This window comes from Levilactobacillus zymae DSM 19395, from assembly GCF_001434115.1.
Taxonomy (GTDB): Bacteria; Bacillota; Bacilli; order Lactobacillales; family Lactobacillaceae; genus Levilactobacillus; species Levilactobacillus zymae.
Genome location: NZ_AZDW01000021.1, coordinates 52,289 through 78,429, shown reverse-complemented (window position 1 = coordinate 78,429; position 26,141 = coordinate 52,289). Strand labels below are relative to the sequence as shown.

Genomic DNA, 26,141 nt, shown 5'->3' with positions numbered 1-26,141 from the left:
AAAGTGAGATTCAAAATTTAATTTTAGACAATCATTTAAGGAGCGATAACTTATGGATCAAAAGTTTTTAGATGTCATCAAGGATGAAACCCCGGCCACCATCGTGACCATCAACGCGCAGCCGGCGAGCGTGGTTAACACCTGGAGTCACTACATTAATGTGGTTAATGATCAGACGTTGTTGATTCCATCAGCGGGGATGCACTCTATCGAAAATGATTTTCAGACGGATAATCATGTGACCATCACGATTGGTAGTCATAAGGTCGAAGGGACCCAGGGGCTGGGCTGTGGCTATCACATTCACGGGACCGGGACTTTTGAAACCAGCGGAGTCAATTTTGATCGGATGAAAGTGCAATTCGATTGGATCCGAGCCGTGTTGGTCGTCACCATTGATGATATTCAACAAAAAATTTAGTAAGTGGTTTCCGTTGAACTGAAAACGACGTATTAGTAAAATAAAATTGCAAGTTAATAAAAAACGGCTAACTTGGCGTTTTAGAATGCTGATGTAGTGGGATTTGTTTAGTGTTCCCCACAGGTGTGGGGGTGATTCTCATGCCAGTCAAGCACAATCGCTCCTTATGCTGTGTTCCCCACAGGTGTGGGGGTAATTCTAATCCCTCGGTCGATACGTCGAGCAAGTTAGTATTCCCCACAAGTGTGGGGGTGATTCTTTGCTTTGGTTAGAGTCGGTGTTCCCCAAAACTAGGGAGAATTTTGCAGTCATTTGAACAGTTAGATCTTTTGTGTTCTTTACAGGATATTAGATATTTTTTGGAGGCATGGTGATGAGTGGCCATAAAAAACGTATGAAGCAGTTACAGAAAAAACTTGATTTTTCCATTTGCGTAGGATTTTTTCTTATAATACTTTTACTGCTTGTAAGGTTGTTATGAGAGAGTAAAAATACATTGACTCATCCGTGATAAAATAGAGAACCCTATGTTAGGTTCTAGCAAATTAGTTGCTTCTCACATTATAGTTTTCTTTTAAGGTGACTGTTCGATACTGAATAGTCACTTTTAATTTCAAAGAATTCAGAAATCAAGTTACAGTTCTGTGTCGCCGTTAAGCTAGCTTTAAGAAAGCATGGCTAGAATAGTATTTCATACAGATAACCGTTTTCACTAACTAGAGACCTGAACCTATATAGGAATTCATTATATATCCGGCCACCGCTAACTCAGCGATTAACGGGTCGCTTATTTTCCTATATGAAACCTTAAAGAGATTAAGGATTTGTTACAGCCGGTTTTTACCGGATTTTCTTTGCTATACTAACCTCGTTCGTTAGAACAAAGGCATTTATATCAAGGAGGATTTTTAGATATGAAATCAAGCTTATCCAAGTCATTATACTTAGGCTTAGCGGCTTTAAGTTTTGGTGCCGTTGCAACGGTGGCCACCACTTCAACCGCCAGTGCCAAATCTTACGCTACCGCGGGCGCGTACCAATCACTGACCACGGCCGCAACTTCCCGGAACGTTGAATCGACCGGGACCAACGCTTTATACACTAAGCCAGGGACTGTCAAGGGGGCCAAGGTCGTGGCTTCTAAGGCCAAGATGGCAACCTTTGCGTCTTCCAAGTCTTCAGCCAACTACTTCCGAGCTTACGGGGTGAAGACGACTAACCGGGGTTCTGTTTACTACCGGGTCGTTTCCATGGATGGTAAGTACCGTGGTTACATTTACGGTGGGAAGTCTACTTCTGACTTCGCCGGTGGGATCAAGTCCGCTTCGACCACGACTAGTGCCACGATGCCAACGCAAACTAAGAACTACTACTTGAAGGACACGACCAAGAACACTATCTGGACGGCCCCTAAGTACACCCAATACAAGGCCAGCAAGGTTAGTCTTTACAACTCCGCTAAAGCCGACAAGTTTACGGTCGACCAAGCCGCAACTAAGACGCGTGAAGGCTCTCTGTACTACCACGTGACCGACACCAGTAACTCCGCCATCACCGGGTGGATCTACGCGGGTGGGTTGACCACCACGGCACCTTCCGCAACGGCGACGAGCAGTAACAGTGTCACGGTGAAGTACGTGGACGCGAACTACAGTGCCGTTGGCTCAGCGCAAACTTGGGTCACTTCCACGAGTGATACGACTGAAGGCGCTGCTTTAGGGACTAGTGATTTGTCCTCATTGAACAGCTACATCACGTCTAACGTGCCATCCGGCTACACGGTCACGGATTCCAGCCTGACTTCCGCTAAATACGGGAGCACGATTCAAGTGAAGGTCGCTAAGGCGGAAACTTCTAAGGTGACGTTCAAGTCTGAAGGGTCTTCTACGACGGACACGGCCACGATTACCGCTGCTAGCTTAGCGGACAAGGCCTTCCCATCCCTGACCACGACGGAACAAGAAGTCTTCACGGGTGATGCCGATGACACCATCGACATCAGTACCGCATCCGTCTTCACGTCTGGCAAGTTGAACACCTTAACTGGTGCGACCCAGACCGATTCCGATGGTAACAAGACTTACAAGGTCTACACCTTCGATGCTACGGCAACGAAGACCGCTAACAGCAACACCAAGTATGGTGATGGTGTCACGGCTTACTACACGGTCACTACCAAGACTGGTGACGCGCCTACCACGTCTACGGATACGGGTAACACCAACTACGTAGATTAATCCTCTTCCTCCAAACATGTTAAAAAGCTCATTTTCGGCTAGATTGCGGCCGGAAATGGGCTTTTTCATTGGAAAATAAATTGTAAATTGGCGATTGTCTCAGTAGAATATGGGCTAACGGATTAGTTATAAAAGTTACGACAGGAGGGGCTTTAATGTTAGATGATGTTCATTTCTTAACCGCCGCTGATGAGCCACAACTCAGCCAGTTTTACCAAACGGTTTGTGCCCAACAAGCCCACGATACCTATAGTCCGGATTGGCATTGGGGTGTGTATCCCAACTCAACGGATCTTGCGAGCATGAGTCATCAGGGTCAGATGATAGGCGGCTTTCAGGACGGGCAACTGGTTGCTGCGGGACGCGTGACCCGCGGAGAGCAGGCCGATTATCGTAGTGTTCCGTGGACTTTCCCCGTAGCGGATGAGGACGTGGCAATTTTGCACCTGTTTGCGGTCCATCCCGATTTTCGGGGGCAGGGCGTTTCGTCGGCGATGCTGCAGGCAATTTTAAAAACGCTGCGTGATCAGGGACGCCGGGTCGTGCACCTCGATGTGATGGCGGGAAATTTGCCAGCCGAAAAACTTTATGTCAAAAACGGCTTCACCTTTGCCCAGGAACGGACCCTGCATTATCAAGATGTGGGGGAGACATTGGCACGACTTTTTGAATGTCGACTCTAAAACTCGTGATTTCCGGAAACGGGAATCACGAATTTTTTTAAAATTGTTCGGCATTCTCCAGCATCTGGGTCATGACCGTAGCCGCGATATCGAGGTCGGCTTGGGTAATCCCGTGAGTGACTTGTTGCTGAAATTTTTCAGCTAGTGGTAAGCCATCAGTCAACCGGGTTAAGCCTGCGGGCGTCAGCGTCAGTAAGCGTTCTCGTTTGTCAACGGGGCTGGGGGTAACTTTGATGAGTTGCGCAAGCTGTAGTTGAGCAATGATTTTAACCAGGCTGGGACCTTTAATGCCCAGCAGTTCAGCCAAGGTTTTCTGATTGATTTGCTCATGCTTATCGATATAATAAATTGCTGTCCAGGTACTCTTGGTCAGACCAAAGGGTTGTAAAGCCAGATTGAATTTTTTAGCAAAAAGCTTACTGCTCCGGGCAGTCATGCACAGTAAACAGCTATCTAGATCGAATTGGGTTGTTGCCATGTTTAATCACCTACTTAGTAATGTCTTGATTATAGCATTTTTAAGGCACAAATAGATAGTTAGCTAACTATTGACTTTAATCAATTTACCCGTATAATGAAGATGTAAGCGCTTATAAAATTCGGTTAAGGAGTGATTTTCGATGAAGAGAACTTATGCTTCGGCCAGAAAAACGGATACGAGCTTGCAGGTGGATGCTCATTCGCGAGGAATTCACCATACTTTTGATGAGCCAGCCGCTTTGGGTGGCTCCGATACGGGAATGAACCCGGTTGAACTGGAGCTTTGCTCACTAGGGGCTTCCCTTCAAGAGACCGCTGCCGGATTGGCCCCAGCCCACCATTTTACTTATCGTCAAATGACTATAACTCTCGAAGGAGATTTAGATGCGGCCGGTTTCATGGGTGATCCCGAGATTCGAAATGGATTTCAAGCAATTCGGTTTAACGTTGCCTTCGACACCGATGCTACCCCGGAAGCCTGTCAGAATTTCATGGACGCCGTGGAAGCCGCGTGCCCGTTGATGGATATGTTGAAAATTGGCATTGATGTCGAATTGGACCAAGTTGAAATTGTCTAAAGGAGGAGCTGACCATGGCCTTAGAAACTTTTAAAGCGACCGTTACCAGTACTGCGACACCAGATTTATACCAAGCTTCTGCTCGCAACTTTATGCTCAACTTTTCACCAAACTCTACTACAGCGATTTCGCCGCTTGAGGGGATTTTGGCTTCGCTGGGTGCTTGTGAGTCCATTGTGATGGCTTCCTTTCATAAACGAGAAAAATTTAGTTACCGTAGCGTGTACTTTACTTTGGAAGGCCAAGAAGAGGATACCGACCGACCAGGGCTAGACCGAATTTTAGTATCGGTTCACTACGATACTGATGAAACACGGCAAGCTAGCCATGATTTCATGGAGTTCGCTGAGAGGACCTGTCCGGTAATGGATAACTTGACCAATGCCGTACCGATTACCCGCACGGAAGTCACTACAGAGACATCCAGTCGAGAAACCATTGAAAGCTAGAGCATGAATTAAAAAATGCCGTTTGATCGTCTTGATCAGCGGCATTTTTGATGGGACTAACATGAAAGGGGTAGCTTGACTGAGCTTAAAGCTATAGCTAAATTTGTAAGAGATGTAAATTGAGATGAGAATTGAAACCATGTAGAATAAAAATGAAAGTTAACGAAAAGTGAGTATTTTATAATCTATAAACACTGCTACAAAGGGATTCGTTTAGGTATTCCCCACACGTGTGGGGGTGATTCCATTGTTCGGTTCTTGGAATCCATCACCACTAGGTATTCCCCACACGTGTGGGGGTGATTCTACTTCATGCTTGCTCCTCCTCGTGAATCTATGGTATTCCCCACACGTGTGGGGGTGATTCCAGATGGGGCCGCCGCCATTTTAGCAGGCGGCCAGTATTCCCCACACGTGTGGGGGTGATTCTGGCGTTCTAACTGGTGCGAACATCACGCAAGGGTATTCCCCACACGTGTGGGGGTGATTCTATACAAGTATAAAAGTCTAAACACTGCCGCCAGTATTCCCCATACGTATGGGGTGAATCCATAAAAAACACCTATGACATGCCACTAAATCGGCAGTTCATAGGTGTTTTTATCGGTCTCATTGCGGCCAAGCCTGACTCATCATCTCGAGTACCGGCGCTACCCGTACCCGTTCTGTCTTCAAATAACTCCCGTAAATCGGCATCTGCGCGATGTCGTCACTGATGGGGATGCGGACGCGGTTATCGTCTTGGCTGACCGTCGGGGCGTTGGGGTCTAGGGGCGAAAGATTCGTACTGAAGTAGGGAAAGTCGGCGTATTTGGTAATCTTGGTAAAGGCGTCACGCTGGGCTTGGTACATGAACTGCGCATCGGGAATTTGATCCTGGATAATGTCGCGCCAGATTCCAATGTCTTGGAGGACCAGGAAACTCAGGCCGCGTAATTCTTTAAATTGGATCGTGGGTTGGTTGGCGTGGTACATGAATTGATCCAGGTTAACCGCTAGGCGTTCGATGCCCAAGTAGCGCGATTCCACGGTGTTCGTCAGGAGTTCTTGATCGGATAGAACCAGTGTTGCGGCCCGGCTAGTGAGCTGATCGCTAAGTTGGTCGGTCGGCAGTAACTGATCGTCGAGTTGTAGAGTTGGAAACTGGGCCTGGATTTTCCGGGCGACCAGTAGGGGACCGGGAAGTGTCGAGCTTAGGATGAGTCGCTGCTGGCTGCGGTCGAAATTTTGCACCGTGGTCACCAGCTCCCGGTTTAGGGCCAGGAGTGTCTTAGCCTTAGCAACCGCTAATTCGCCGGTGGTCGTCAACAGAATGCGGTTGGGCTGCCGGTTGAATAAACGGACGCCTAAATCGTCTTCTAGCTTTTGCATGCCCCGCGTTACCGTCGGTTGGGTCACGTTCAAAGCCGCGGCGGTCTGTGCGAGGGTGCCGGTTTGGGCAAACGTTACCAGCTCTTCTAAAAGGTAGTTATCAATCATCGGCATCGGCTCCTTAGTATACGGTATCCGTATACTAGTATAGCGAATGGGTAATTTTCAAGGCAAGTATTTGCGCTTATGATAGTCCCAGTGAATGAGTCAGAAAGGAACGATTTGATGCCAATACCAACCACAACTTTAAATAACGGAGTCACGATGCCCCAACTCGGCTTTGGGGTGTTCCAGGTCCCGGATTTGGCCGAATGTGAAACGGCCGTGACCACCGCCATCCAAGCCGGTTACCGGTTAATCGATACCGCCACGGCTTACCAGAATGAAGCCGCTGTCGGCCGGGCTATCGCCAAGAGTGACGTGCCCCGTGAGGAATTGTTTATCACCTCGAAACTTTGGGTGTCCGATTTCACCTACGAACGGGCGCAAAAGGGAATTGACGCGTCGTTACAGAAACTAGGTCTGGACTACCTGGACCTTTACCTATTACACCAACCCTACGGTGACGTGATGGGCGCCTGGCGCGCGCTGGAAGAAGCCTACCACGCCGGTAAGATTCGGGCCATCGGGGTATCAAACTTCTACGCCGACCAATTGAAGAATCTTGAATTGACCATGAGCGTTCAGCCTGTAATCAACCAAGTTGAGGTGAACCCGTGGTACCAACAGCCCACGGAAGTTCAATTCAACCAGGACGAAAACGTTCGGGTCGAAGCCTGGGCCCCGTTTGCGGAGGGGAAGCACGGCATTTTCACCGACCCGACGATTACTAAGATTGCTCAGGCCCACGGTAAAACGACCGGTCAAGTGATCTTACGCTGGTTATTGCAACGGGGAATCACCGTGATTCCCAAGTCGGTTCATGCCGACCGAATGGCCGAAAACCTGGACGTTTTTGATTTTGAACTGACGGCCGCCGAAATGAGTACTCTGGCCGGTCTGGACCGCCAGGAAAGCCAATTCTTCGACCACCGCGACCCGGTCACCATTGAGCAAATTTTCGGCTCCAGCTTACGTCAACTACACGATTAATGAAGGAGAAACCAAATATGACAACTCCAACGATTCAACTTAACGATGGTCACCAAATTCCCGCTATTGGGTTTGGAACCTTTCAAATTCCCGATGATGGCACCACGTACCAAGCCGTCAAAGACGCCTTAGCCGCAGGTTACCGGCACATCGACACGGCCGTGGCTTATTTCAACGAAGACGAGGTAGGTCGCGCCGTTCGTAATAGTGGCATTCCACGTGACCAAATCTGGATCACCAGTAAGCTATGGTTACAGGACTTTGGCTACGAAGCCGCAAGCCGCGCCATTGATAAGTCGCTCCAACAACTGGGCTTAGACTACATCGATCTTTACCTGATTCACCAACCCTATGGTGATGTCCCGGGCGCTTGGCGGGCCATGGAAGACGCGAAAAAGGCTGGTAAGTTAAAGTCTATCGGGGTCTCCAACATGACGCCTAAGATTTGGAATCAGTTCGTACCACAATTTACAACGATGCCCTCGGTTGACCAAGTTGAATTTAACCCGTACTTCCAGCAAACGGAACTCCGTGCCATTTTAAAGGCTCACGACGTGAAGTTAGAAGCCTGGGCACCTCTGGGGCAGGGGAATCAGGACTTGATGCATGAACCCGTAATCACCCAACTTGCCGAAAAGTACGGCAAGAATGCGGGCCAAATTATCTTACGGTTCGAAAATCAGGAAGGCATCGTTGTCTTTCCTAAGTCCGTTCACGAAGCCCGAATCAAGAGTAACCTGGACATCTTCGATTTTGACTTAACAGCCGATGAAGTGGCTCAATTACGGACGTTGGATAAGGGTCAAGGTCAGCACGATCCCGATGCCCCCGGAGTGAAGGAAATGTTGTTAGGCGCGTTTGACGTGCACGCTAACGACTAATTTAAAATGAATGCTTTCCCACAATAGTCATCTAAGGCTGCAGTCGCACTTTTTGAGAGTGCGACTGCAGCCTTTTGGGTCTCATCAAAAGTGGGATTAGCGGGTATGTCTGCCAAAAAAATTTAAAATAGTCTGAATCACTTTTTTCAGATTAATCAAGGTCCGAACCAGCTCCTTGAAAATCCCACACCAGCAATGCTTTTCGTGTACAGGTAAACCGGTAAACGTCTGTAAAGGACCTGTGAATTTACCTACAAAAAGTGGTGCGTTTGAACAGAATTTCAAGAAAGCGCTTTACAAACGTGCAAAAATTAGGTATATTATTGGTGACAAATGAAAGGGGTTTCAAACTAATGACATTAACCACTGAACAACTCGCAAAATACATTGACCACACCAACTTGAAGGCGGATGCCACCGAAGCATCGATTCGCCAAACCTGCGAAGAAGCTAAGCAATTTAACACCGCTTCCGTCTGTGTCAACTCCTACTGGATTCCGTTCGTTGCTGAACAATTAAAAGACAGCACGGTGAACCCAATCGCCGTTGTCGGCTTCCCACTAGGGGCCATGGCCACGGAAAGTGAAATCTTCGAAGCTACCACGGCTATCGACCAAGGCGCCGAAGAAATCGACATGGTCTTAAACGTCGGTGAAATGAAGTCCGGTAACTTCGAGGTTGTCGAAGAAGACATCAAGGGCTTGGCTAACGCCGTACACGCCAAGGGTAAGTTACTCAAGGTCATCTTGGAAACCTGCCTCTTAACCAAGGACGAAATCGTCAAGGCTTGCCAATTAAGTGAAAAGGCCGGCGCCGACTTCGTCAAGACGTCCACTGGGTTCTCCACGGCCGGTGCGAAGTTAGACGACGTGAAGTTGATGCGCGAAACGGTCGGTGACCGCTTAGGTGTCAAGGCTTCCGGTGGAATTCACAGCAAGGAAGAAGCTTTAGCCATGATCGATGCCGGAGCTAGCCGCTTAGGGGTCAGCGCCACGGTTGCAATTTTAACTGGTAAGCCAGCTGCTAAAAAGGCCGGTTACTAAAACATAGTTTGGAAGAAAGCGGGGCAATCAAGGATGAAATTTAAACGAATTTTTGGATTAGTCATGGACTCTGTTGGGACGGGTGCTGCACCCGATTCCATTAAGTACGGCGATGAAGGAGCCGATACGCTCGGCCACGTCGGCGAACACTTTGCCGGCAAGTTGGCACTGCCTAACTTAGCCAAGATTGGGATCTCGAACCTGCGCGACACGCCAATTGAAGGCGTCCCCGCCGCGACTGACCCCCACGCTTACTACGGCAAGATGCAAGAAATCTCTGCCGGTAAAGATTCCATGGACGGTCACTGGGAAATGATGGGTCTGCCCGTTCGTAAGGCGCTCAGCACGTTCCCGAACGGCTTCCCAGCCGACATCATCGATAAGTTGGAAAAGTTCTCTGGCCGTAAGGTGATCGGGAACCGGCCAGAATCCGGGACCAAGATCATCGCCGAACTCGGGGAACAACAGATGAAGACCGGGGACCTGATCGTTTACACGTCCGGAGATTCCGTTCTCCAGATTGCCGCGCACGAAGAGGTCATTCCGCTGGACGAACTTTACAAGATTTGTGAATACGCCCGCTCATTAGTGAATGGCCCCGAATACTTAGTGGGTCGGATCATTGCCCGGCCATACGTTGGTCCCGATGGGCAACACTTTACCCGGACGGCCAACCGGCGGGACTTCACGTTGGAACCAACCGACGAAACTGACTTGAACCGCCTGCAAGACGCTGGCGTTCACGTAGTGGGTGTCGGTAAGATCAACGACATCTTCTCCGGCCACGGCATCGACGAAGGTTACCATAACGAAAGCAACATGGACGGGATGGACCACGTCGACCACGTGATGCAAGAAGACTTCACCGGTTTTTGCTTCATCAACCTGGTGGACTTCGATGCGATGTACGGTCACCGGCGGAACCCAGAAGGCTTTGGGAACGCGCTGATGGACTTTGATAAGCGGTTGGGCACCGTGATGGCCAACATGCACGACGACGATCTGTTGATGATCACCGCCGACCACGGGAACGACCCAACTTACCGTGGCACCGACCACACCCGTGAATTTGTGCCGTTAGTGGTTTACTCCCCAAGCTTCAAGCAAGGCGGGAGCCTCGGCATTCGGTCCCCATTCTCCGACTTTGGGGCCACGGTCTTAGATAACTTTGGTGTTAAGGGCAACAATGAAGGACACAGTTTCTTAGCGGATTTGAAGTAGGTCAACACTAAGGAGGAAACGAATCATGAGTAATCATTTGGAAGCGAAAAAGGGCGACATTGCGGACACGGTCTTAATGCCAGGTGACCCGTTACGGGCCAAGTACATTGCGGAAACGTACTTAGACAACCCCGTTTGCTACAACAAGGTGCGGAACGCTTTCGGGTACACCGGGACCTATAAGGGCCACCGGATCTCCGTTCAGGGGACCGGGATGGGGATTCCTTCAATCTCCATCTACGCGCACGAACTGGTCACCGAATACGGTGCCAAGAAGCTCTTCCGGGTCGGTACGTCCGGCGGGATGAGCCCCGATGTTCACGTACGGGACGTGGTCTTAGCCCAAGCGGCCACGACCGATTCTTCCATTATCCACAACATCTTTGGCGGCGGCATCTACTACGCCCCAATCAGTGACTTCGGTCTGTTGGATAACGCCTACCACGCCGCTAAGGACCTGAATATTCCGGTCAAAGTCGGGAACGTCTTGGCCGAAGACCGGTTCTACAACGACGAAATGGACCGCAAGAAGTTGGTCGACTACGGCGTGATCGCCACCGAAATGGAATCCGCAGCGCTCTTCTTGATCGCCGCGAAGTACCACGTTAAGGCGATGTCCGTGCTGACCATTAGCAACCACCTGATTACCGGCGAATCGACGACTCCCGAAGAACGGGAAAAGTCCTTCGACGACATGATTAAAGTTGCCTTAGAAGCTGCCATTCGCTAGATCTTTTGGTTAACCGTTCATCCAGAGAGATGACCACCCGGAATCACGAAGGAGGCAATACCATGACCGAGACCACGGATCAACGGATCGCCCAAGGGCTAACCGTCGCGAAGCTGTATTATCAAGCGGACCAAAGTCAAAGTCAGATTGCCCAGCAACTTGGAATCTCCCGGCCCACGGTTTCCCGGCTCTTACAATTTGCCCGGAAACAAGGCCTGGTCCGCATTCAAATCATTGATCCCGTTCAAGACGTGCAGACGCTCGAACAGGCGTTGACCGACGCCTACCACGTGGAAGTTCACGTGGTCCCCACGCAGCTCACGGCGACCAACGAAGTCCTGAATACCGTCGGGCAGTACGCAGCCCGTTACCTCGAAAGCATCGTGGCGGAACACGATGTGATCGGGATTGGTTGGGGGAAAACGATCTACGCTATTGGCCAAAATTTACAACCCGATACCCTGACGGGGGTGGAGGTGATCCAGTTGAAGGGGAGTGTCAGCTACTCTACGGAGCACACTTACGCGTATGAAAGTATTGATGCCTTTGCCAATGCCTTTCACGCCATGCCCCAGTACCTGCCACTACCGGTGATTTTCGACCACCAACAAACTAAGGAATTGGTGGAAGCGGAACGCCACATTCAATACCTCTTACAACTCGGAGAAAAGGCCAATATCGCGATTTATTCGGCGGGAACCGTCCGCAACACCGCGCTGGTGTTTCAACTAGGCTACCTCCAAGACAAGGAGAAGCACTACTTGCAACAGCACGCGGTGGGGGATATTTTCTCCCGGTACATCGATGAAAATGGTGAAATTGTCGATACTGAGTTGAATCAACGCACTATCGGAATTGAACTGGACAGCTTACGCCACAAGGACCATTCGATTCTGGTGGCGGCGGGCGATGCCAAAGTTCCCGCGGTCCAAGCGGCCTTGCGGGGCGGGTATCCCAATTGCCTGATTATTGATCAACACGCAGCAGCCGAACTTTTAAAAGCAACAACGTAAGCGACAGGGGCAGTCCGCCAGCCGAACGGCGGCGACTGCCTTTCGCTTACCCTATGAGGAAAAACCCTGACGTCTTAGGGGCGTCAACGACTAGAAATGGAGTGACCTAAGCATGAGAATGGTTGACATTATCGATAAGAAACGTAACGGCGGCGAACTGACTAAAGAAGAAATCCAAACCTTCGTTGACGGGGTCGTTTCCGGTGAAATTCCAGATTACCAAACCAGTGCCTTTCTGATGGCGACCTACTTCAAGGACATGACCGATGCGGAACGTTCCGAATTGACCATGGCCATGATGAAGTCCGGTGACCACCTGGACCTCTCGAGTATCGACGGCATCAAGGCCGACAAGCACTCGACCGGTGGGGTGGGTGACAAGACCAGTATTCCGTTGGCCCCAATCGTGGCGGCTTTAGGAATTCCGGTACCCATGATCTCCGGCCGGGGCTTAGGCCATACCGGTGGGACCTTAGATAAATTGGAAGCGATTCCAGGTTACACGGTCGAAATCAGCGAAAAGGACTTCCTCAAGCAGGTCCAAGACGTTAAGTGTGCCATCGTCGGGGCTACCGGGAACATCGCGCCCGCCGACAAGAAGATCTACGCCTTACGGGACGTGACCGACACGGTGGACTCCATTCCGTTGATTGCCAGCTCCATCATGAGTAAGAAGATTGCTTCCGGCACCGATGCCTTAGTCATCGACGTTAAGACCGGTTCCGGGGCCTTCATGAAGACCTTGGACGATTCGCGGGAATTAGCCCACGCGTTGGTTGAAATCGGTAAGGGAGTCGGCATGGACTGCATGGCCATCATCTCCGACATGAACCAACCGTTAGGGAACGCTATCGGAAACGCCTTGGAAATCAAGGAATCCATCGACATCCTGAAGGGGAACGGTCCCAAGGACATTACCGACTTAGTCTTAACCTTAGGTGCCCACATGGTCGTCATGGCCAAGAAGGCCGACAACTTAGACGATGCCCGCAAGATGTGTGAACAAACCATTACCGACGGCTCAGCGTTGAAGAAGTTTGGCGACATGGTCGCTGCTCAAGGCGGGGACCGGAACGTGGTCGATCACCCAGAAATCATGCCGCAAGCCAAGTTCAAGATTGACCTGCCCGCGCAAAAGGCCGGTGTGGTCAGCAAGGTCGCAGCCGATGAAATGGGGATTGCCTCCATGTTACTCGGCGGTGGTCGGCAAAAGGCTGACGACAAGCTGGACTACGCGGTCGGTATCATGATGAACAAGAAGATCGGTGACCAGGTCAAGGAAGGCGAATCCCTGTTGACCATCTACAGTGACCGTGAAGACGTGGACGATATCAAGAAGTTGTTGTACGACAACATCGAAATCAGCGACCACGCCGAACCCGTGACCTTGATCCACGAAACGATTCGTTAACGCAATTTTGGAATGACACTAAAGTTAAAACTGGTCGCCCTCCGGCGCTCAGGGGCTGGAACGCCTGCGGGCACGATTTGAAGCCTCGCAAAAAACGCGAGTCTTCAAACTCGACCTTATGGTAAGCCGACAAAGGACGTCGACTAACCATAATTTCGCTGGCTGAGCCCCTGCTCGCCTCCGGGCTGTACTTTTGATGGTTAAGGCTAGATAGAGCTAGATAGAGTAGACGGCGGCAAGACTTTACGTGGTTATCAGTCCTATATTGCGGAAATAAATGGAAAAGCTGGTTTGAAGAGGAACACCCTAAGAATTTTAATGTGGGGTGTTCCTTTTATAGTCATTTAAGTGAACGTAAGTATCATTGACGACGGGCTAAAACTCCACTTGATTTACTGAACTTTGGGTCCTATTTTGGCCCGCCACTGCACCCGGCATTCGGCAAAAATAAAAGTTGCGTTTTTCGCAAGAAATTTAAGCCAGATTAGTGACAGGGACGCCGCTTTTGGCTAAACTTTAGGTAAACGGGTTATTTGCAGTCAGGGGATGTTACCGCCATGCTGGAAAACTTATTAGCGGTTATTCGAGAAGAAAATTTATCAGAGCAACTTTATCATAGTTTAGTGGGCATTAAATTGACGGAGCACCGGGTCGACCAGCATGGTCACCTCAGCCGTCGTCCCCAACCGCGCGCCTGGGCCAACCGACCGCATCATCCGTACCTGCGTGAAGGCAAACGGCCCAGTCAGGTCACCTTGGTGACGGAGCCCAATCCCAACATCGGGGGCATCTTGGATCGGTTGGACACCCTACAAACGGTGGCCTACCGGTCTTTGGAGGGCGACGACCGTATCTGGCCGTTGTCCCTGCCGCCGAAAATTGACGCGGCCGAACTGGCCAGCGCCGGGGCGGGGCACCAGACCGACTGGCTGACCGGGGTCAAAATCAGTTACAGCTTACCCGATCCCGTGATTCACCGCCTGTACAGCCACTACACGGCCGACTTCGATTCCGTGGTGGCCTTTAAGAACGAACTTTACTTCCGGGTCGCCCAGAACTTCGTGCGGTATCAATGGCTCCTGACTTACCTGTTCGGGGCAACGCCGATGGCCGAACCGGGTTTTCTGGACACGTTACCGGAACTGCCCCAACGCCCGGTGCGGAGCTTGCGTTACTGCGGCGCGTTACCGGCGGGGACGCCGGTGACCTATACCTCGTTGGGGGCCCATCTGGGTGCCCTGCAACGGTTGGCTGCCGCGGGTGACTCCGCGCCGGCCGGTCCCGTGACCTTGAAGGGTCAACCCACTCCGCAAGACTTTTTGACCGGAGGGATTGGCTATCTGGAATTCAACGGATTCGACAACACGCCGTTTACCGCCAACGGGGTCAGTCGCCACGCGCTATACTTCTTAAAGACCTTCATGATCTATCTGCTGGTCACGCCTTTACCGACCACTAATCTGGCGGCGGTCCTGACGGCGGCGCGGCAACAAAACATCGCCGTGGCCCTGGAACAGCCGGACCAACCCACGCAATTTCAGACTGCGGGCGAAGAGATTTTCCACGCCATGAAGACCATGGCCCAAGACCTGCACGCTCACACGGAACAGTGGGGGGCCATCGACGACTTGGGTGAGGTTTTGACCCATCCGGAATTGACGCCGGCGGCCAAGATCATGACCCGAGTCGACCAGCACAGTCTGATGGACTACGGGTTGCGGGTCGCCAACGCTTGGCGCTACCAACGGCTGAACAGCGTGGCCCTGTTGCCGGTCTACAAGGATCTGAATTTCCGCTGCCAACACTTCATCTTGATGGCGATGCAAGCGGGGATTCAGTTCTACCAGGTCAAAGACGAATTTGGCGCTGACCTGTTGATGTTTACCTACCAGGGAGTCACGCAGGTCCTACAGGAGCGCGACACGCAGACCAAAGACCCGCGCGTTCAGCTCAGAGAACTGTTCCCGGAACTCCCGGAATTTTAACTTAAAGGAAGTGGCGGCGTGGAGTTACGGCTATTACGATACTTTTGGACGATCGCGGAAGAGGAAAATATTTCGCGGGCCGCGGCACGGTTGCACGTGACGCAGCCGACGCTAAGTCGCCAATTAAAAGAATTAGAAACCCAACTCGGCACCCCGTTGTTCGAGCGGCAGAATAAGGGACTCGTCCTCACCGAGGCGGGTCTCTTTTTGAAGAGCCGGGCGGCCGAAATCTTACAGCTGACCCAGCAAACGGAACAGGAATTTGCTAACCGCCGGCAACAACTCTTCAGCGGTCACGTGGCGGTGGGCTGTGTCGAGGCGGATAACTCCGATACTCTGGCGATGATGCTGGAGGACTTCGTGAGCGACTACCCGCAGGTGACCTTTCACATCTTCAGCAGTGCCAGCGACATCATCACCGACCAACTGGACAAAGGTTTGATCGACCTGGCGATTTTGCTGGAGCCGGTCAATACCGATAAATACGCGACGCTGACCCTACCGCGGACCGAAACCTGGGGCCTGCTAGTGGCCGCCGATGCCTTCCTGGCCCAGCAGGACAGCGTGGCGCCCAGTGACTTGGCGGGGATGCCACTGATGATTTCCAACCGGCCGGAGGTGCAGTGCTTGTTGACCGACTGGTCGGGGTTGACCCACGAGCAACTCAACATCGTGGGTACCTACAACCTGAGTTTTAACGTGCTACCACTGGTGGCCCACCAGGTGGCCGCGGCGTTGATGATCGCCGGCGCCGTTACCAACCGCCAACCGGCCGACACGCGGTTCATTCCGTTGAAGCCGGCCATTCAGACCAACTGTGTGCTGGTCTGGCGTAAGGACCGGGTGTTGACGCCGGTCGTGACCGAATTTATTCATTACTTTCAAGACGCGTTCGCCTAATCGGCGGCGCGTTTTTTTATGGAATTGAATGCACTGCTGATATGCCTCATAAGCATTAATCGGTTTATAAAAAGCATTAGACCTATAGCTATTTTGGCCGTACACTAGGTTCTGTTATCAAGACGCAACCCGAAAGGAGGGGAGCCGATGCCCGCGTTAATGTTCTTTTCCGCTCCCGGCGAAACCCTGGTCCATGGTCAGCCATCCCTGGTTCGCGAGGGACAAACGGCCCAGGTCGCCCGCCTCTTGGGGGACCGCCTGAACGTGTCGGCGGTGGCCCTGCAACCGCAAGTCGCCTATCCCGTGAGCTACCCGGCGGTGCTCCACCGTGCCAAGGTGGAATTGACCAATCAGGTCTTACCAGCGCTTCAGCCGCTAGACGCCGCGACCTTACAAGCGCCCGTCTGGTTTCTGGGGTATCCCATCTGGTTCGGCCACGTGCCGCGGGTGATTGCCACGTTACTCACCCAAACCGCGCCATCCCCGCGAGTGATCTATCCGTTTGCGACCCACGAGGGCAGTGGCCTGGGGCAGAGTGTGGCCGACCTACAACGGCTGTGTCCCCGCGCCGTGGTGCGTCCGGGGTTGCCGATTCGGGGCTCGCGGGTCGCCCGGGCGGCTCCGGCCGTGGACCATTGGCTCCAACCCTATTTTAATCAGCACGTCACTCAATTAAAGGAGAGTTAACTTATGACAGTTAAAGATAAAGTTATCGTAATTACGGGTGCCTCGTCCGGTATCGGCGAAGCCAGCGCTAAGCTCTTAGCCCAAAACGGTGCCAAGGTGGTCTTGGGGGCCCGGCGAGAAGACCGGCTCCAAGCCATTGTCCAGGCCATTCAGGATGCCGGCGGTCAAGCCAGCTACCACGTGACCGATGTGACTAAGCCGACCGAGGTGCAAGCCCTGGTCGACCACGCCAAAACGACCTTTGGTGGCTTGGACGTCATCTTCAATAACGCCGGCATCATGCCCAGTTCGCCCATTAGTGCGCTACACGTCGACGAATGGAACGCGATGATCGACATTAATTTGAAGGGGGTCCTCAACGGGGTGGCGGCAGTGATGCCGACCTTTACCGCCCAGAAACACGGGCAGATCATCACCACGTCATCGGTCGCCGGCCTGAAGAGTTTTGCCGGGGCTGGGGTCTACGGCGCCACCAAGTTCGCCGTTCGCAACCTGATGGAAGTCATTCGGATGGAAAGTGCTCAGGAAGGCACCAACATTCGGACCGCTTCACTCTACCCGGCGGCCATTAACACCGAATTACTGCACACGATTACCGACCAACAGACGGCCACAGGCATGCAACAATTCTACGACGCCGTGGGGATTACCCCGGACGCCGTGGCGCGGGTGGTCAACTTCGCGGTCGACCAACCCGCAGACGTGAACGTCAACGAATTTACGATTTACCCGACCAAGCAAGCTTAATTTTAGGAGGAAACGACTAATGACTAACAACGAAAACATCAAGAACGGTATTTTTTCCATGGGTCCCAAGAACGACGCGTACGCCAAGTTCTTCACCGGTCAGAGTTACTTACAAGGTTTAGTGAACGACCCCAACGTCAGTGTCGGCGTCGGCAACGTGACCTTTGAGCCTGGTTGCCGGAACAACTGGCACATCCACCACGATGGGTTTCAAATTTTACTGGTGACCGGTGGGGAAGGCTGGTACCAAGAAGCCGGCCAACCCGCCCGGCATTTGACGGCCGGGGACGTGGTCGTGACCCACGACGGCGTCAAGCACTGGCACGGGGCGACCAAGGATAGCTGGTTCTCCCACATCGCCATCACGGCGGGTACGCCAGAATGGCTCGAACCGGTATCGGATGAAGAATACGCTGCTGTGGAAGGAGAGAAGTAAGATGGCCGAAAAACAAACTGCAGGTCGCGATAACCTGGGGGACTTCGCCCCGAAATTCGCTGAATTGAACGATGACGTCTTATTTGGGGAAGTTTGGTCCCGTGAGGACAAGCTGTCCGCCCGTGACCGGAGTCTGATCACGGTGGCGAGCCTGTTAACGCAGGGCGTGCCCCAATTAGAGGCCCACATGAAGATCGCCAAACAACACGGGGTGACTAAGGACGAAATGGTCGAATTGATCACTCACCTGGCGTTTTACACCGGTTGGCCCAAGGCGTGGTCCGCGTTTGGCTTAGCCAAGAAAATCTATCAGGACTAGTAACTAACTTCAAAATAGCCCCCAGCCAGCACCGACAAACGTTGTCGGTCACCAGGTTGGGGGCTGTTTTTGGTTCAAGACCATAAGTCTTTCTTGGTTTTGACCGCGGTGGTCAGGTCGTGGATCACCGCGGGAAAGTAGGCTTCCTTCTTGGTGGTCCGCAGGTAGCTGACCCCGTAGTTGATGGGAATGGGGACGTCTAAGAAGTTGTAGACCACGTCGGGGTTGCCGGTATCGTAGGCCACACTGGGAACGATGCCTAATCCGGCGCCCGAGGCCGCGTACATGGCACACTCCGCGATGTTGGCGACCGGGGTGAGGGTGGCACTGGGCACTTGGTCGCGGATGAGTTGGCTGACCTGGACCACGGATTGGACCGGCGGCTCACTGTTCCAGACCCACAGGTGTTGGTGGGCCAAGTCATCTAAAGCGATGAGGGGGTGGGCGGCTAAGGGGTGCTGGCGCGGAATAACGACCGAGTAGCGGGCCTGAAGTAACGGGGTGAAGGAGATCCGTGGGTCGTGACGGAAGAAGTCCTCTTGCATCAACAGAAAGGTCGCCTCCTGCTGCAAAAGGAGGTTGAGGCTGTCGGCGTATGCCGAAGGCGAGAAATTGATCAGGTGCACGGGCCGCTGGTGGTGGGCTGCGAAGCGCTGAATGAACAGGGGGAGAAAGGCCCGTTCAAAGGGGATAATGGAGTGGGCCACGGTGATCGGGGTCGAGGCCTTTTGGGCGTAAATGTGTTCGATTACCGCGGTGAACTGGGCATCGAGTTTCTGCACGTGGGTCCAGAGGTACTGGCCCTCGGGCGTCAGGTGTGTCTGGTGGGCTTGGACGGTGAGGATGGGGAACCCCAATTCATCTTCCAAGCGTTTCAGATTTTTAGAGACCGTCGACTGCGCCACGTAAAGCTTGGCCGCGGTCCGGGTGATACTGTGGGTCTGCCCCAATGAGATGAGGCATTTAAGCTGCATTGAATTCATGTTCAACATTCCATTTCGTCATCTTGACTTGCCGTTTAGTCTTCATCATACGCTAAGAAATGGCTTAATATCAAGGGTGTAAGCGATAACGAAAAGGAGTGAAGCGTCATGGAGAATGAAACATACGACGTCATCGTCGTGGGAGCCGCCAATGCGGGGGGCTTTGCCGCCGGGGCCGCCGCCGAAAAGGGGGCCAAGGTCCTCGTGATCGACAAGAAAGCCAACAGCGAGTACCTCTACCGCAACACGATTGCGTCGGTGGACAGCCACGCGCAACAACGGGCCGGCGTCAAGATCGATAAACGCGAGCTGGTCGAATTTCTCTCGGCCTTCGCGCAGGACAACGTGGACCAACAACTTTTATGGACCTGGGTCAACCATAGTGGCGAGGCCCTGGATTGGCTGGAAGAAAAGGTTTTGAAGCCCAATGGTGATCACCTTTACGCCACGGGTGACGCCTATTACGAAACCTTGATGAACAAGGCTTTCCCGTCCGGTAATGAAATTACGGCCGACGAAAAGGCCTGGGACTGGGGTTGGGGCAAGTACGTGATTGCTACCGACCAGGCGCTGGGGGTGACCTTCCAGTACAACACCAAGCTGGAACACCTGCTGACCGATGCGCAAAACCGGGTCACCGGGGTGCAAGTGATGGACACCGAAACCCACGCGGTTCGCGAAATCACCGCCAAGCAGGGGGTCATCCTGTGTACCGGAGGTTACGGGGCCAACGAGGCCTTGATGCAAAAGTGGGCGCCGACACTCCTGAAAAAGAATACCTACACCCAGAGTCCGCGCGACGACGGGTCCGGTCAGGTGGCCGCCCTCGAAGTCGGCGCGGCCAGAGACCTCGAACCGGCCAGCATCATCTTCGACCGGGGTGCGGTTCCCGTGGGGACCAACATCGACGACTACTACGTCAAGGACTGGCAAAGTCACCAGTTCGTGTTGGGCTCCTACCCCCTCCTCAAGGTCAATTTGAAAGGTGAACGCTTCTTTAACGAAAGCGCGCCGTACCAGTTTGCCATGAACTCGCTGATGCACCAACCGGGGCACTTGGAAGTCATGGTGTGGAACGCCAAGACCATGGACAACCTCAAACAGTTCCATACGTTGGGCTGCTCGCGGTTGGGCTGGCCGGGCATCTTCAGCACCGATGGCGAAAAGAAGCTACTGCAAGACTACCTGGACAAGGGGTACGTACAACAGGCCGATAGCATTGCCGAATTGGCCGAAAAGATGCACCTGCCGGTGGACCAACTGACCAAGACAGTCGACCACTATAACGACCTCTGCGCCGCCGGAAAGGACACCGACTTCGGTAAGGAAGCCTACCGGTTGTTCCCAGTCGACGAAGGGCCGTACTACGCAGTGACCCTGGGGGGGATTCTGCTAGCCACCCTAGACGGCCTGCACGTCAATTCACAGATGCAGGTTCTCGACCAACACGAGGCCCCCATTGCTGGACTGTACGCCGCCGGTAACTGTGCCGGGGGCTTCTTCTGGGGCGCCTATCCCGACCGGGTGCCAGGCCTGACCGCCAGTCACGCGGTGACCTTTGGCCGGTTAGCCGGCCAGTGTGTCGTGGACGCTTAATCCTAGTCAAAAAAGAGGCGCAACGCCAATCTCCTTTACGGATTGTGCGTTGCGCCTTTAACGATTTTAAGTTTAGGTGGTGCGGCGGTGCTTTTGGTGCCAGAAGTAGACCGGCAGTCCCAGGAGAGTCAACGCCAGACCGGTCACGGCTAAGCCCGTTTCGGTGACCAGCGTGGTGACCAGGATGAAGAGGCCCCCCACTAGGGCGATCAGCGGAATCACGGGGTACCCGGGGACCCGGTACGGCCGGACCATGTCGGGTTCTCGGTGCCGTAGCCGAAAGACCGCCAGGAAAATCAGGCAGTTGAAGACCCACATCACGAAGACCAGCATGTCGGTCAGCAGGTCGAAGCTCCCCAGAAACATCATGATCAGGGCGATGCCAATCTGAACGACCCCGGCGAAGTAGGGCACGTAGGTGCGCCGCGATAACCGGCGGAAGTAGGTCGAAAACGGTAAACTATCCTCTTCGGCCATGGCGAACGGCACGCGCATCCCGGTCATGGTGTAGCCGTTGATGGCCCCGTAGACCGAGATCAGGATGCCGATGGTCACCAGCTTACCGCCCATCTGGCCGAACAACCGCATGGCGGCGTCGGCGGCCGAGTTCTGGTTGCCGGCAATCAGGTCGATCGGTAGGGTCCGCAAGACCACCAGGTTGACCAGGGTGTAAACCACGGTGATGGCGGCAAGCCCCAAGACGATGGCTCGGGGCAGGTCGCGTTCGGGCTTCTTCATTTCCCCGGCGATGTTACCGATGTTGATCCACCCGTCGTAGGCGAACATCGTGGCCAGTAAGCTGGACGCGAAGGCTTGGCCCCAGTTGAGATGGTCACCGGTGGCAATCGGCCACAGGGGAATCGGGGTGGTGGCCGGCGCCATCAAGCCGAAGATCACGATGATGGCGATCGGAATCAATTTAAACACTAACGCCACGGACTGGAGCCGTCCGGCCGCCCGAGCTCCCAGAAAGTTGATGGCGGTAATGCTGCCCCCGCAAAGAATGGCGATGGGCAGTTGCCAGCCGGCTGCTAGGTGAAAGAGGGCGATGAACTGCGTCCCAAACACGATCGACAGCGCGGCGATGTTGGCGGGGTAGTAGACCAGGATCTGGGCCCAGCCCATCAAGAAGCCCACGGGTTTGCCGTAGGCGTATTCTAGGTAGCGCATGGCCCCACCGGTGCGGGGGATGGCGGCGGCTAATTCGGCACTGGTCAGGCCGGCACAGATGGTCAACAGGCCGCCTAAGACCCAGGCCAGCAACGTCATGTTGGCGGAATGGTTGGCCGCCACCACGCTAGCGGTCTTGAAGAAGACCCCGCCCCCGATGACCGTGCCCATCACGGTCGCCAGGGCGGTAAACGTTCCAATTTCGCGGCGTAACGCCTTTGCCAAGATACGATGCCTCTTTTCTCTAAAATGACTGATTCAACTATTATAGCACGAAATTTTGACCGTTGGCTCCCAAAATCATCAACGGGTGAAATGTAACCGGATACAAACCAACTGTGGCGGCGGCAACGTTTCCGGACTAGTCGGTGACGGGCGAAAATCAGGACGGCCACCAAAAAGGACGCGGCCGGGAAGCCGCGTCCTACAGAGGATTTTAAGTTAAGTGATGCTTAGTGGATGACCAGACTCAGCAGCAGGACGATCACGATACCGACCACCGAGATGACCGTTTCCAGCACGGTCCAGATGCTCAACGTTTGCTTGACCGACAAGTCGAAGTATTCCTTAAACATCCAGAACCCGGCGTCGTTCACGTGCGACGCCGCCAGGGACCCGGCCCCAATGGCCAGCACCATTAACGCCGGGGCGACCCCGGCCTGAGCCATCAACGGGGCCACGATACCGGCGGCGGTCAGGGCAGCCACGGTCGCGGACCCTAGGGCCACCCGCAGGACCACGGCCACCAACCAGCCTAACAGCAGGGGCGACATGTTGGAGTTGACGAAGATCTTCGCCACTTCCTGACCGACACCCCCGTCGATCAGGACCTGCTTGAAGGCCCCACCACCCCCGATGACCAGGAGCAGCATGGCGATGGACTTCACGGCGTCTTCTAGGGTCTGCATGATGTCGGCGGTCTTACGGTTCCGGCGCCAGCCCATGGTGAACATGGCGACCAGTAGCGAAATTAGCATGGCCATGGCGGGGTCCCCAATCAACGCCACGATTTGGTCGAGCATGGTGGCGTTCTTGGTCGGCGTGGCCCCGCCGTTGACGGTCATTTTGTAGATGGTGGTGATCGCCATCAAAATGACCGGGAAGAGCGACGTTAACACGGACATCCCGAAGCTAGGCGCATCTTCGGGCTTAATGGTTTTGACCTCACCCAGTGAAGAGAGGTTCCCTTTACGCTCAAAAGCACTGGGCGCAAACTTCCGGGCCAACTTGGTGAAGACCGGACCGGCGATGATGGCTGCCGGAATGGCCACGATCAACCCCAGCAACAGAATTTCCCCGTCGTTGGCCTTTAAGACCGCGGCGATGGCTACCGGTGCCGGGTGGGGCGGTAAGAACCCGTGGGTCACGGACAGCGCGGCGGCCATCGGAATCCCTAAGTAGAGGATTGGCACGTTGGCTTCTAGCGCAATCGCGAAGACGATTGGAATCAGCAGAACCAGCCCGACTTCGAAGAACAGGGCAATCCCGATAATAAAGGAGGCGAGCATAATGGCAATTTGTAACCGCTGTTTACCGAATTTATCGATCAGGGTAGTGGCAATCACGTTGGCCCCACCGGCGTCGGCGACTAACCGGCCCAGCATGGCCCCGAACCCGAAGACTAAGGAGAGTTCGCCCAGTTGACTCCCGATTCCGGCCTCGATGGTGGCCATGATCTTGGTCAGGTTCATCCCCAACAACAGCGCCGTTAACACGGACGTCATAATCAACGAAACGAACGTGTTGATCTTGAAACGAATAATGAGGACCAATAGAAAGATGACCCCAATGACAAGTGCAATTAATTCCATAAGAAGTAAGCCCTTTCATCTTAGATATTTAGAAAAGCTAGCACCCCTATACTAGCTTGCCTATGAGCAATTCACATTATACTTGATGGTACACAATTTGTATATAAAAGAACCTTCCTAACTTTCAAAATGACGAAAGTCGAGGAAGGTTCTTTTCAGAAACAGCTTAAATTATTTTTGATCAGTGGTTTGTTGCGGGTGTTTCCGCTGGAACTCGGCGATGTTCTTGTATTCGGACTGTAATTGCCGACTCAACCGGATGTAGATTGGGACCAGCGTCCGGTAAGCTTCGAACGTGTCCGGGTTCGGGTGGTGCACGTTAGCGACCCCGATGAAGTTCTTGACCTCAGCCAAATCATCGATCAGACCTAACGCGTACATCCCTAACGTGGCAGCCCCTAAGGCCGTGCCTTCAGGACTTTCGGGAATCGTGACGTCTTGTTCGAAGATGTCAGCTAACATTTGACGCCACAGCGCGGAGCGGGCGAACCCACCGGTAGCTTGAATGCTGGATGGCTTGCCGACGACTTCTTCTAAGGCCAGCATCACGGTGTACAGGTTGTAAACGATCCCTTCCAGCGCGGCGCGGACCATGTGAGCGCGGGAGTGCGTCCGGGTCAGACCGAAGAAGGAACCCCGAGCGTTGGCGTCCCAGATAGGGGCCCGTTCGCCACCCAAGAAGGGGTGGAAGATCAAGCCGTCGGAACCGGCCGGAATCTTGGAGGCAATTTCGGTCAATAGGTCGTAAGAGTCGACCTTCATTTGTTCGGCCGTAATCTTTTCGGGCGCGAAGAGTTGGTCGCGGACCCAACGGAAGACGATTCCCCCGTTGTTGACCGGTCCACCAACGACCCAGCGACCTTCGGACAGGTAGTAGCAGAAGACCCGGCCCTTAGGGTCAATCTTCGGCTTGTCGGTGACGACCCGGACAGCCCCGGACGTCCCGATAGTCACGGCAACGACCCCAGGGTTGATGGCGTCGACCCCGAGGTTGGCCAGCGGACCGTCAGAAGCGCCCATGATGAACGGCGTGTTCGGGTCCATGCCAATGACACCGGCGTAATCGGCCTTCATGCCGGAGATTTGGTCCGTGGTGTCGACCAGCTTTGGTAATTGGTCACGGGTAATGCCGGCCACTTGTAAGGCTTGGTCGTCCCAGTCCATCTTGAAGATGTTGAATAACCCCGTTGCGTTGGCGATGGAGTAGTCTTCTTGTAAGACGCCGAACAACTTGTAGATCACGTATTCCTTGATGCCGACGAACCACCGCGCCTGCTTGAACAAGTCGGGTTGTTCGTTACGCAACCAAATCAACTTGCTGAGCGGCGTCATGGGGTGAATTGGCGTCCCCGTCTTTTCGTATAATTGTTTCCCCACACCGTTTTCCCGTAGCTCGTCGGCGTATTGGACGGCCCGGTTGTCGGCCCAGGTGATGGCCCGTGTCAACGGCTTGTGGTTTTCGTCTAACAAAATCAGACTGTGCATGGCCGCGGAGAAAGACACCCCGTGGAGGGTACCGTTCTTCAAGTCAGCCTTGCGAATGACCGTGGTCAACCCGTCAATGATCGCGGAGAAGATTTCTTCGGGATCTTCTTCCGCCATATCGGGAACATCTTGATAGAGGGGGTACAGGTTGTTGGAATAACCCTGCATCTTACCATCGGTGTCGTACAATACCGTCTTAACACTGGTCGTTCCAATGTCGACGCCAATCATGTAGTCCATAAAACTCTTCCTTTCGTGGTAACTCGTTTAAGTCACGTGCGCTGCTACTTACGGGGCGGTTTCGCCGGATAAGTAACGCTGAATCCGCCAGTGGGGCCTACGAAACCCGATGAGAAAACGTTATCATGGATAGCGTACTGGGTCGCTTGGCGAAAAGCAAGCGTTATCCCTT

Annotated in this window: 25 protein-coding genes and 1 CRISPR repeat array; of the genes, 19 read left to right on the top strand and 6 right to left on the bottom strand. The window is 53.4% G+C overall.

Going from position 1 to position 26,141, the window contains the following annotated elements; genetic code table 11:
• Nucleotides 1-52 precede the first annotated feature (52 nt).
• The 3 genes from FD38_RS05040 (at nt 53) to FD38_RS05030 (ending at nt 3,341) form a co-directional block, all read left to right on the top strand.
• Entirely contained in the window at nt 53-421 is a 369-nt protein-coding gene (locus tag FD38_RS05040; RefSeq protein WP_057731916.1) for a pyridoxamine 5'-phosphate oxidase family protein, read from the top strand.
• A 914-nt stretch (nt 422-1,335) separates the two neighbouring features.
• Nucleotides 1,336-2,658, top strand: coding sequence for a hypothetical protein (locus tag FD38_RS05035; RefSeq protein ID WP_057731914.1), 1,323 nt, complete (start codon nt 1,336-1,338; stop codon nt 2,656-2,658).
• Between the two features lie 155 nt (nt 2,659-2,813).
• Nucleotides 2,814-3,341: a GNAT family N-acetyltransferase gene (locus tag FD38_RS05030; RefSeq protein ID WP_057731913.1), complete on the top strand. Its 528-nt coding sequence runs from the start codon at nt 2,814-2,816 to the stop codon at nt 3,339-3,341.
• Between the two features lie 37 nt (nt 3,342-3,378).
• On the opposite strand, the gene FD38_RS05025 is transcribed toward FD38_RS05030, so the two are convergent.
• Complete coding sequence (locus FD38_RS05025; RefSeq protein WP_057731911.1) at nt 3,379-3,819, bottom strand: MarR family winged helix-turn-helix transcriptional regulator; 441 nt, start codon at nt 3,817-3,819, stop codon at nt 3,379-3,381.
• A gap of 142 nt (nt 3,820-3,961) precedes the next feature.
• Here FD38_RS05025 and FD38_RS05020 point away from each other — a divergent pair, with 142 nt between their 5' ends.
• Entirely contained in the window at nt 3,962-4,399 is a 438-nt protein-coding gene (locus FD38_RS05020; protein WP_057731908.1) for an OsmC family protein, read from the top strand.
• 14 nt (nt 4,400-4,413) lie between these two features.
• Nucleotides 4,414-4,848: an OsmC family protein gene (locus FD38_RS05015; RefSeq protein WP_057731906.1), complete on the top strand. Its 435-nt coding sequence runs from the start codon at nt 4,414-4,416 to the stop codon at nt 4,846-4,848.
• Between the two features lie 217 nt (nt 4,849-5,065).
• Nucleotides 5,066-5,338: a CRISPR direct-repeat array (repeat unit 28 nt; unit sequence GTATTCCCCACACGTGTGGGGGTGATTC).
• A 119-nt stretch (nt 5,339-5,457) separates the two neighbouring features.
• On the opposite strand, the gene FD38_RS05010 is transcribed toward FD38_RS05015, so the two are convergent.
• On the bottom strand, nt 5,458-6,327 hold the full coding sequence (locus FD38_RS05010) for a LysR family transcriptional regulator (protein ID WP_057731904.1): 870 nt from the start codon (nt 6,325-6,327) through the stop codon (nt 5,458-5,460).
• 117 nt (nt 6,328-6,444) lie between these two features.
• On the opposite strand from FD38_RS05010, the gene FD38_RS05005 reads away from it, so the two are divergent.
• The 13 genes from FD38_RS05005 to FD38_RS04945 all read left to right on the top strand — a co-directional run bounded on the left by FD38_RS05005 (nt 6,445) and on the right by FD38_RS04945 (nt 18,684).
• Nucleotides 6,445-7,311 (top strand): aldo/keto reductase, encoded by an 867-nt coding sequence (locus FD38_RS05005; RefSeq protein ID WP_057731903.1) that lies wholly within the window; start codon nt 6,445-6,447, stop codon nt 7,309-7,311.
• A 17-nt stretch (nt 7,312-7,328) separates the two neighbouring features.
• Entirely contained in the window at nt 7,329-8,192 is an 864-nt protein-coding gene (locus FD38_RS05000; protein ID WP_057731900.1) for an aldo/keto reductase, read from the top strand.
• A 353-nt stretch (nt 8,193-8,545) separates the two neighbouring features.
• Nucleotides 8,546-9,235 (top strand): deoxyribose-phosphate aldolase, encoded by a 690-nt coding sequence (deoC, locus tag FD38_RS04995; RefSeq protein ID WP_057731898.1) that lies wholly within the window; start codon nt 8,546-8,548, stop codon nt 9,233-9,235.
• Between the two features lie 33 nt (nt 9,236-9,268).
• Nucleotides 9,269-10,456, top strand: a complete 1,188-nt coding sequence (locus tag FD38_RS04990) for a phosphopentomutase (protein WP_057731896.1) — start codon at nt 9,269-9,271, stop codon at nt 10,454-10,456.
• A 25-nt stretch (nt 10,457-10,481) separates the two neighbouring features.
• Nucleotides 10,482-11,186 (top strand): purine-nucleoside phosphorylase, encoded by a 705-nt coding sequence (gene deoD / locus FD38_RS04985; protein ID WP_057731894.1) that lies wholly within the window; start codon nt 10,482-10,484, stop codon nt 11,184-11,186.
• A gap of 62 nt (nt 11,187-11,248) precedes the next feature.
• Nucleotides 11,249-12,199: a sugar-binding transcriptional regulator gene (locus FD38_RS04980; protein WP_057731892.1), complete on the top strand. Its 951-nt coding sequence runs from the start codon at nt 11,249-11,251 to the stop codon at nt 12,197-12,199.
• A 112-nt stretch (nt 12,200-12,311) separates the two neighbouring features.
• Nucleotides 12,312-13,610 (top strand): pyrimidine-nucleoside phosphorylase, encoded by a 1,299-nt coding sequence (locus FD38_RS04975; protein ID WP_057731890.1) that lies wholly within the window; start codon nt 12,312-12,314, stop codon nt 13,608-13,610.
• Between the two features lie 557 nt (nt 13,611-14,167).
• Nucleotides 14,168-15,595 (top strand): gamma-glutamylcysteine synthetase, encoded by a 1,428-nt coding sequence (locus FD38_RS04970; RefSeq protein ID WP_057731888.1) that lies wholly within the window; start codon nt 14,168-14,170, stop codon nt 15,593-15,595.
• Between the two features lie 18 nt (nt 15,596-15,613).
• Nucleotides 15,614-16,495, top strand: a complete 882-nt coding sequence (locus tag FD38_RS04965; protein ID WP_057731886.1) for a LysR family transcriptional regulator — start codon at nt 15,614-15,616, stop codon at nt 16,493-16,495.
• 147 nt (nt 16,496-16,642) lie between these two features.
• Nucleotides 16,643-17,182, top strand: a complete 540-nt coding sequence (locus FD38_RS04960) for a flavodoxin (protein WP_057731884.1) — start codon at nt 16,643-16,645, stop codon at nt 17,180-17,182.
• A gap of 3 nt (nt 17,183-17,185) precedes the next feature.
• A complete protein-coding gene (locus FD38_RS04955) occupies nt 17,186-17,929 on the top strand; it encodes an SDR family oxidoreductase (protein ID WP_057731882.1) in 744 nt (247 codons plus the stop codon).
• A 19-nt stretch (nt 17,930-17,948) separates the two neighbouring features.
• A complete protein-coding gene (locus FD38_RS04950) occupies nt 17,949-18,365 on the top strand; it encodes a cupin domain-containing protein (RefSeq protein ID WP_057731881.1) in 417 nt (138 codons plus the stop codon).
• A gap of 1 nt (nt 18,366) precedes the next feature.
• On the top strand, nt 18,367-18,684 hold the full coding sequence (locus FD38_RS04945; protein ID WP_057731879.1) for a carboxymuconolactone decarboxylase family protein: 318 nt from the start codon (nt 18,367-18,369) through the stop codon (nt 18,682-18,684).
• Nucleotides 18,685-18,758: 74 nt separating this feature from the next.
• Here FD38_RS04945 and FD38_RS04940 read toward each other — a convergent pair whose 3' ends face one another.
• Nucleotides 18,759-19,667: a LysR family transcriptional regulator gene (locus tag FD38_RS04940; protein ID WP_057731877.1), complete on the bottom strand. Its 909-nt coding sequence runs from the start codon at nt 19,665-19,667 to the stop codon at nt 18,759-18,761.
• A 108-nt stretch (nt 19,668-19,775) separates the two neighbouring features.
• Between FD38_RS04940 and FD38_RS04935 the strand changes: the two genes are divergently transcribed.
• Nucleotides 19,776-21,263, top strand: coding sequence for an FAD-dependent oxidoreductase (locus FD38_RS04935; RefSeq protein ID WP_057731875.1), 1,488 nt, complete (start codon nt 19,776-19,778; stop codon nt 21,261-21,263).
• 72 nt (nt 21,264-21,335) lie between these two features.
• Here FD38_RS04935 and FD38_RS04930 read toward each other — a convergent pair whose 3' ends face one another.
• The 3 genes from FD38_RS04930 to gntK form a co-directional block, all read right to left on the bottom strand.
• On the bottom strand, nt 21,336-22,604 hold the full coding sequence (locus tag FD38_RS04930) for an APC family permease (protein WP_057731949.1): 1,269 nt from the start codon (nt 22,602-22,604) through the stop codon (nt 21,336-21,338).
• Between the two features lie 281 nt (nt 22,605-22,885).
• Nucleotides 22,886-24,244, bottom strand: a complete 1,359-nt coding sequence (locus FD38_RS04925; protein WP_057731873.1) for a gluconate:H+ symporter — start codon at nt 24,242-24,244, stop codon at nt 22,886-22,888.
• 171 nt (nt 24,245-24,415) lie between these two features.
• Nucleotides 24,416-25,969 carry a gluconokinase gene (gntK, locus tag FD38_RS04920; RefSeq protein ID WP_057731871.1) on the bottom strand — a complete coding sequence of 518 codons (1,554 nt, stop codon included), beginning with the start codon at nt 25,967-25,969 and terminating at the stop codon, nt 24,416-24,418.
• Between the last annotated feature and the right edge of the window lie 172 nt (nt 25,970-26,141).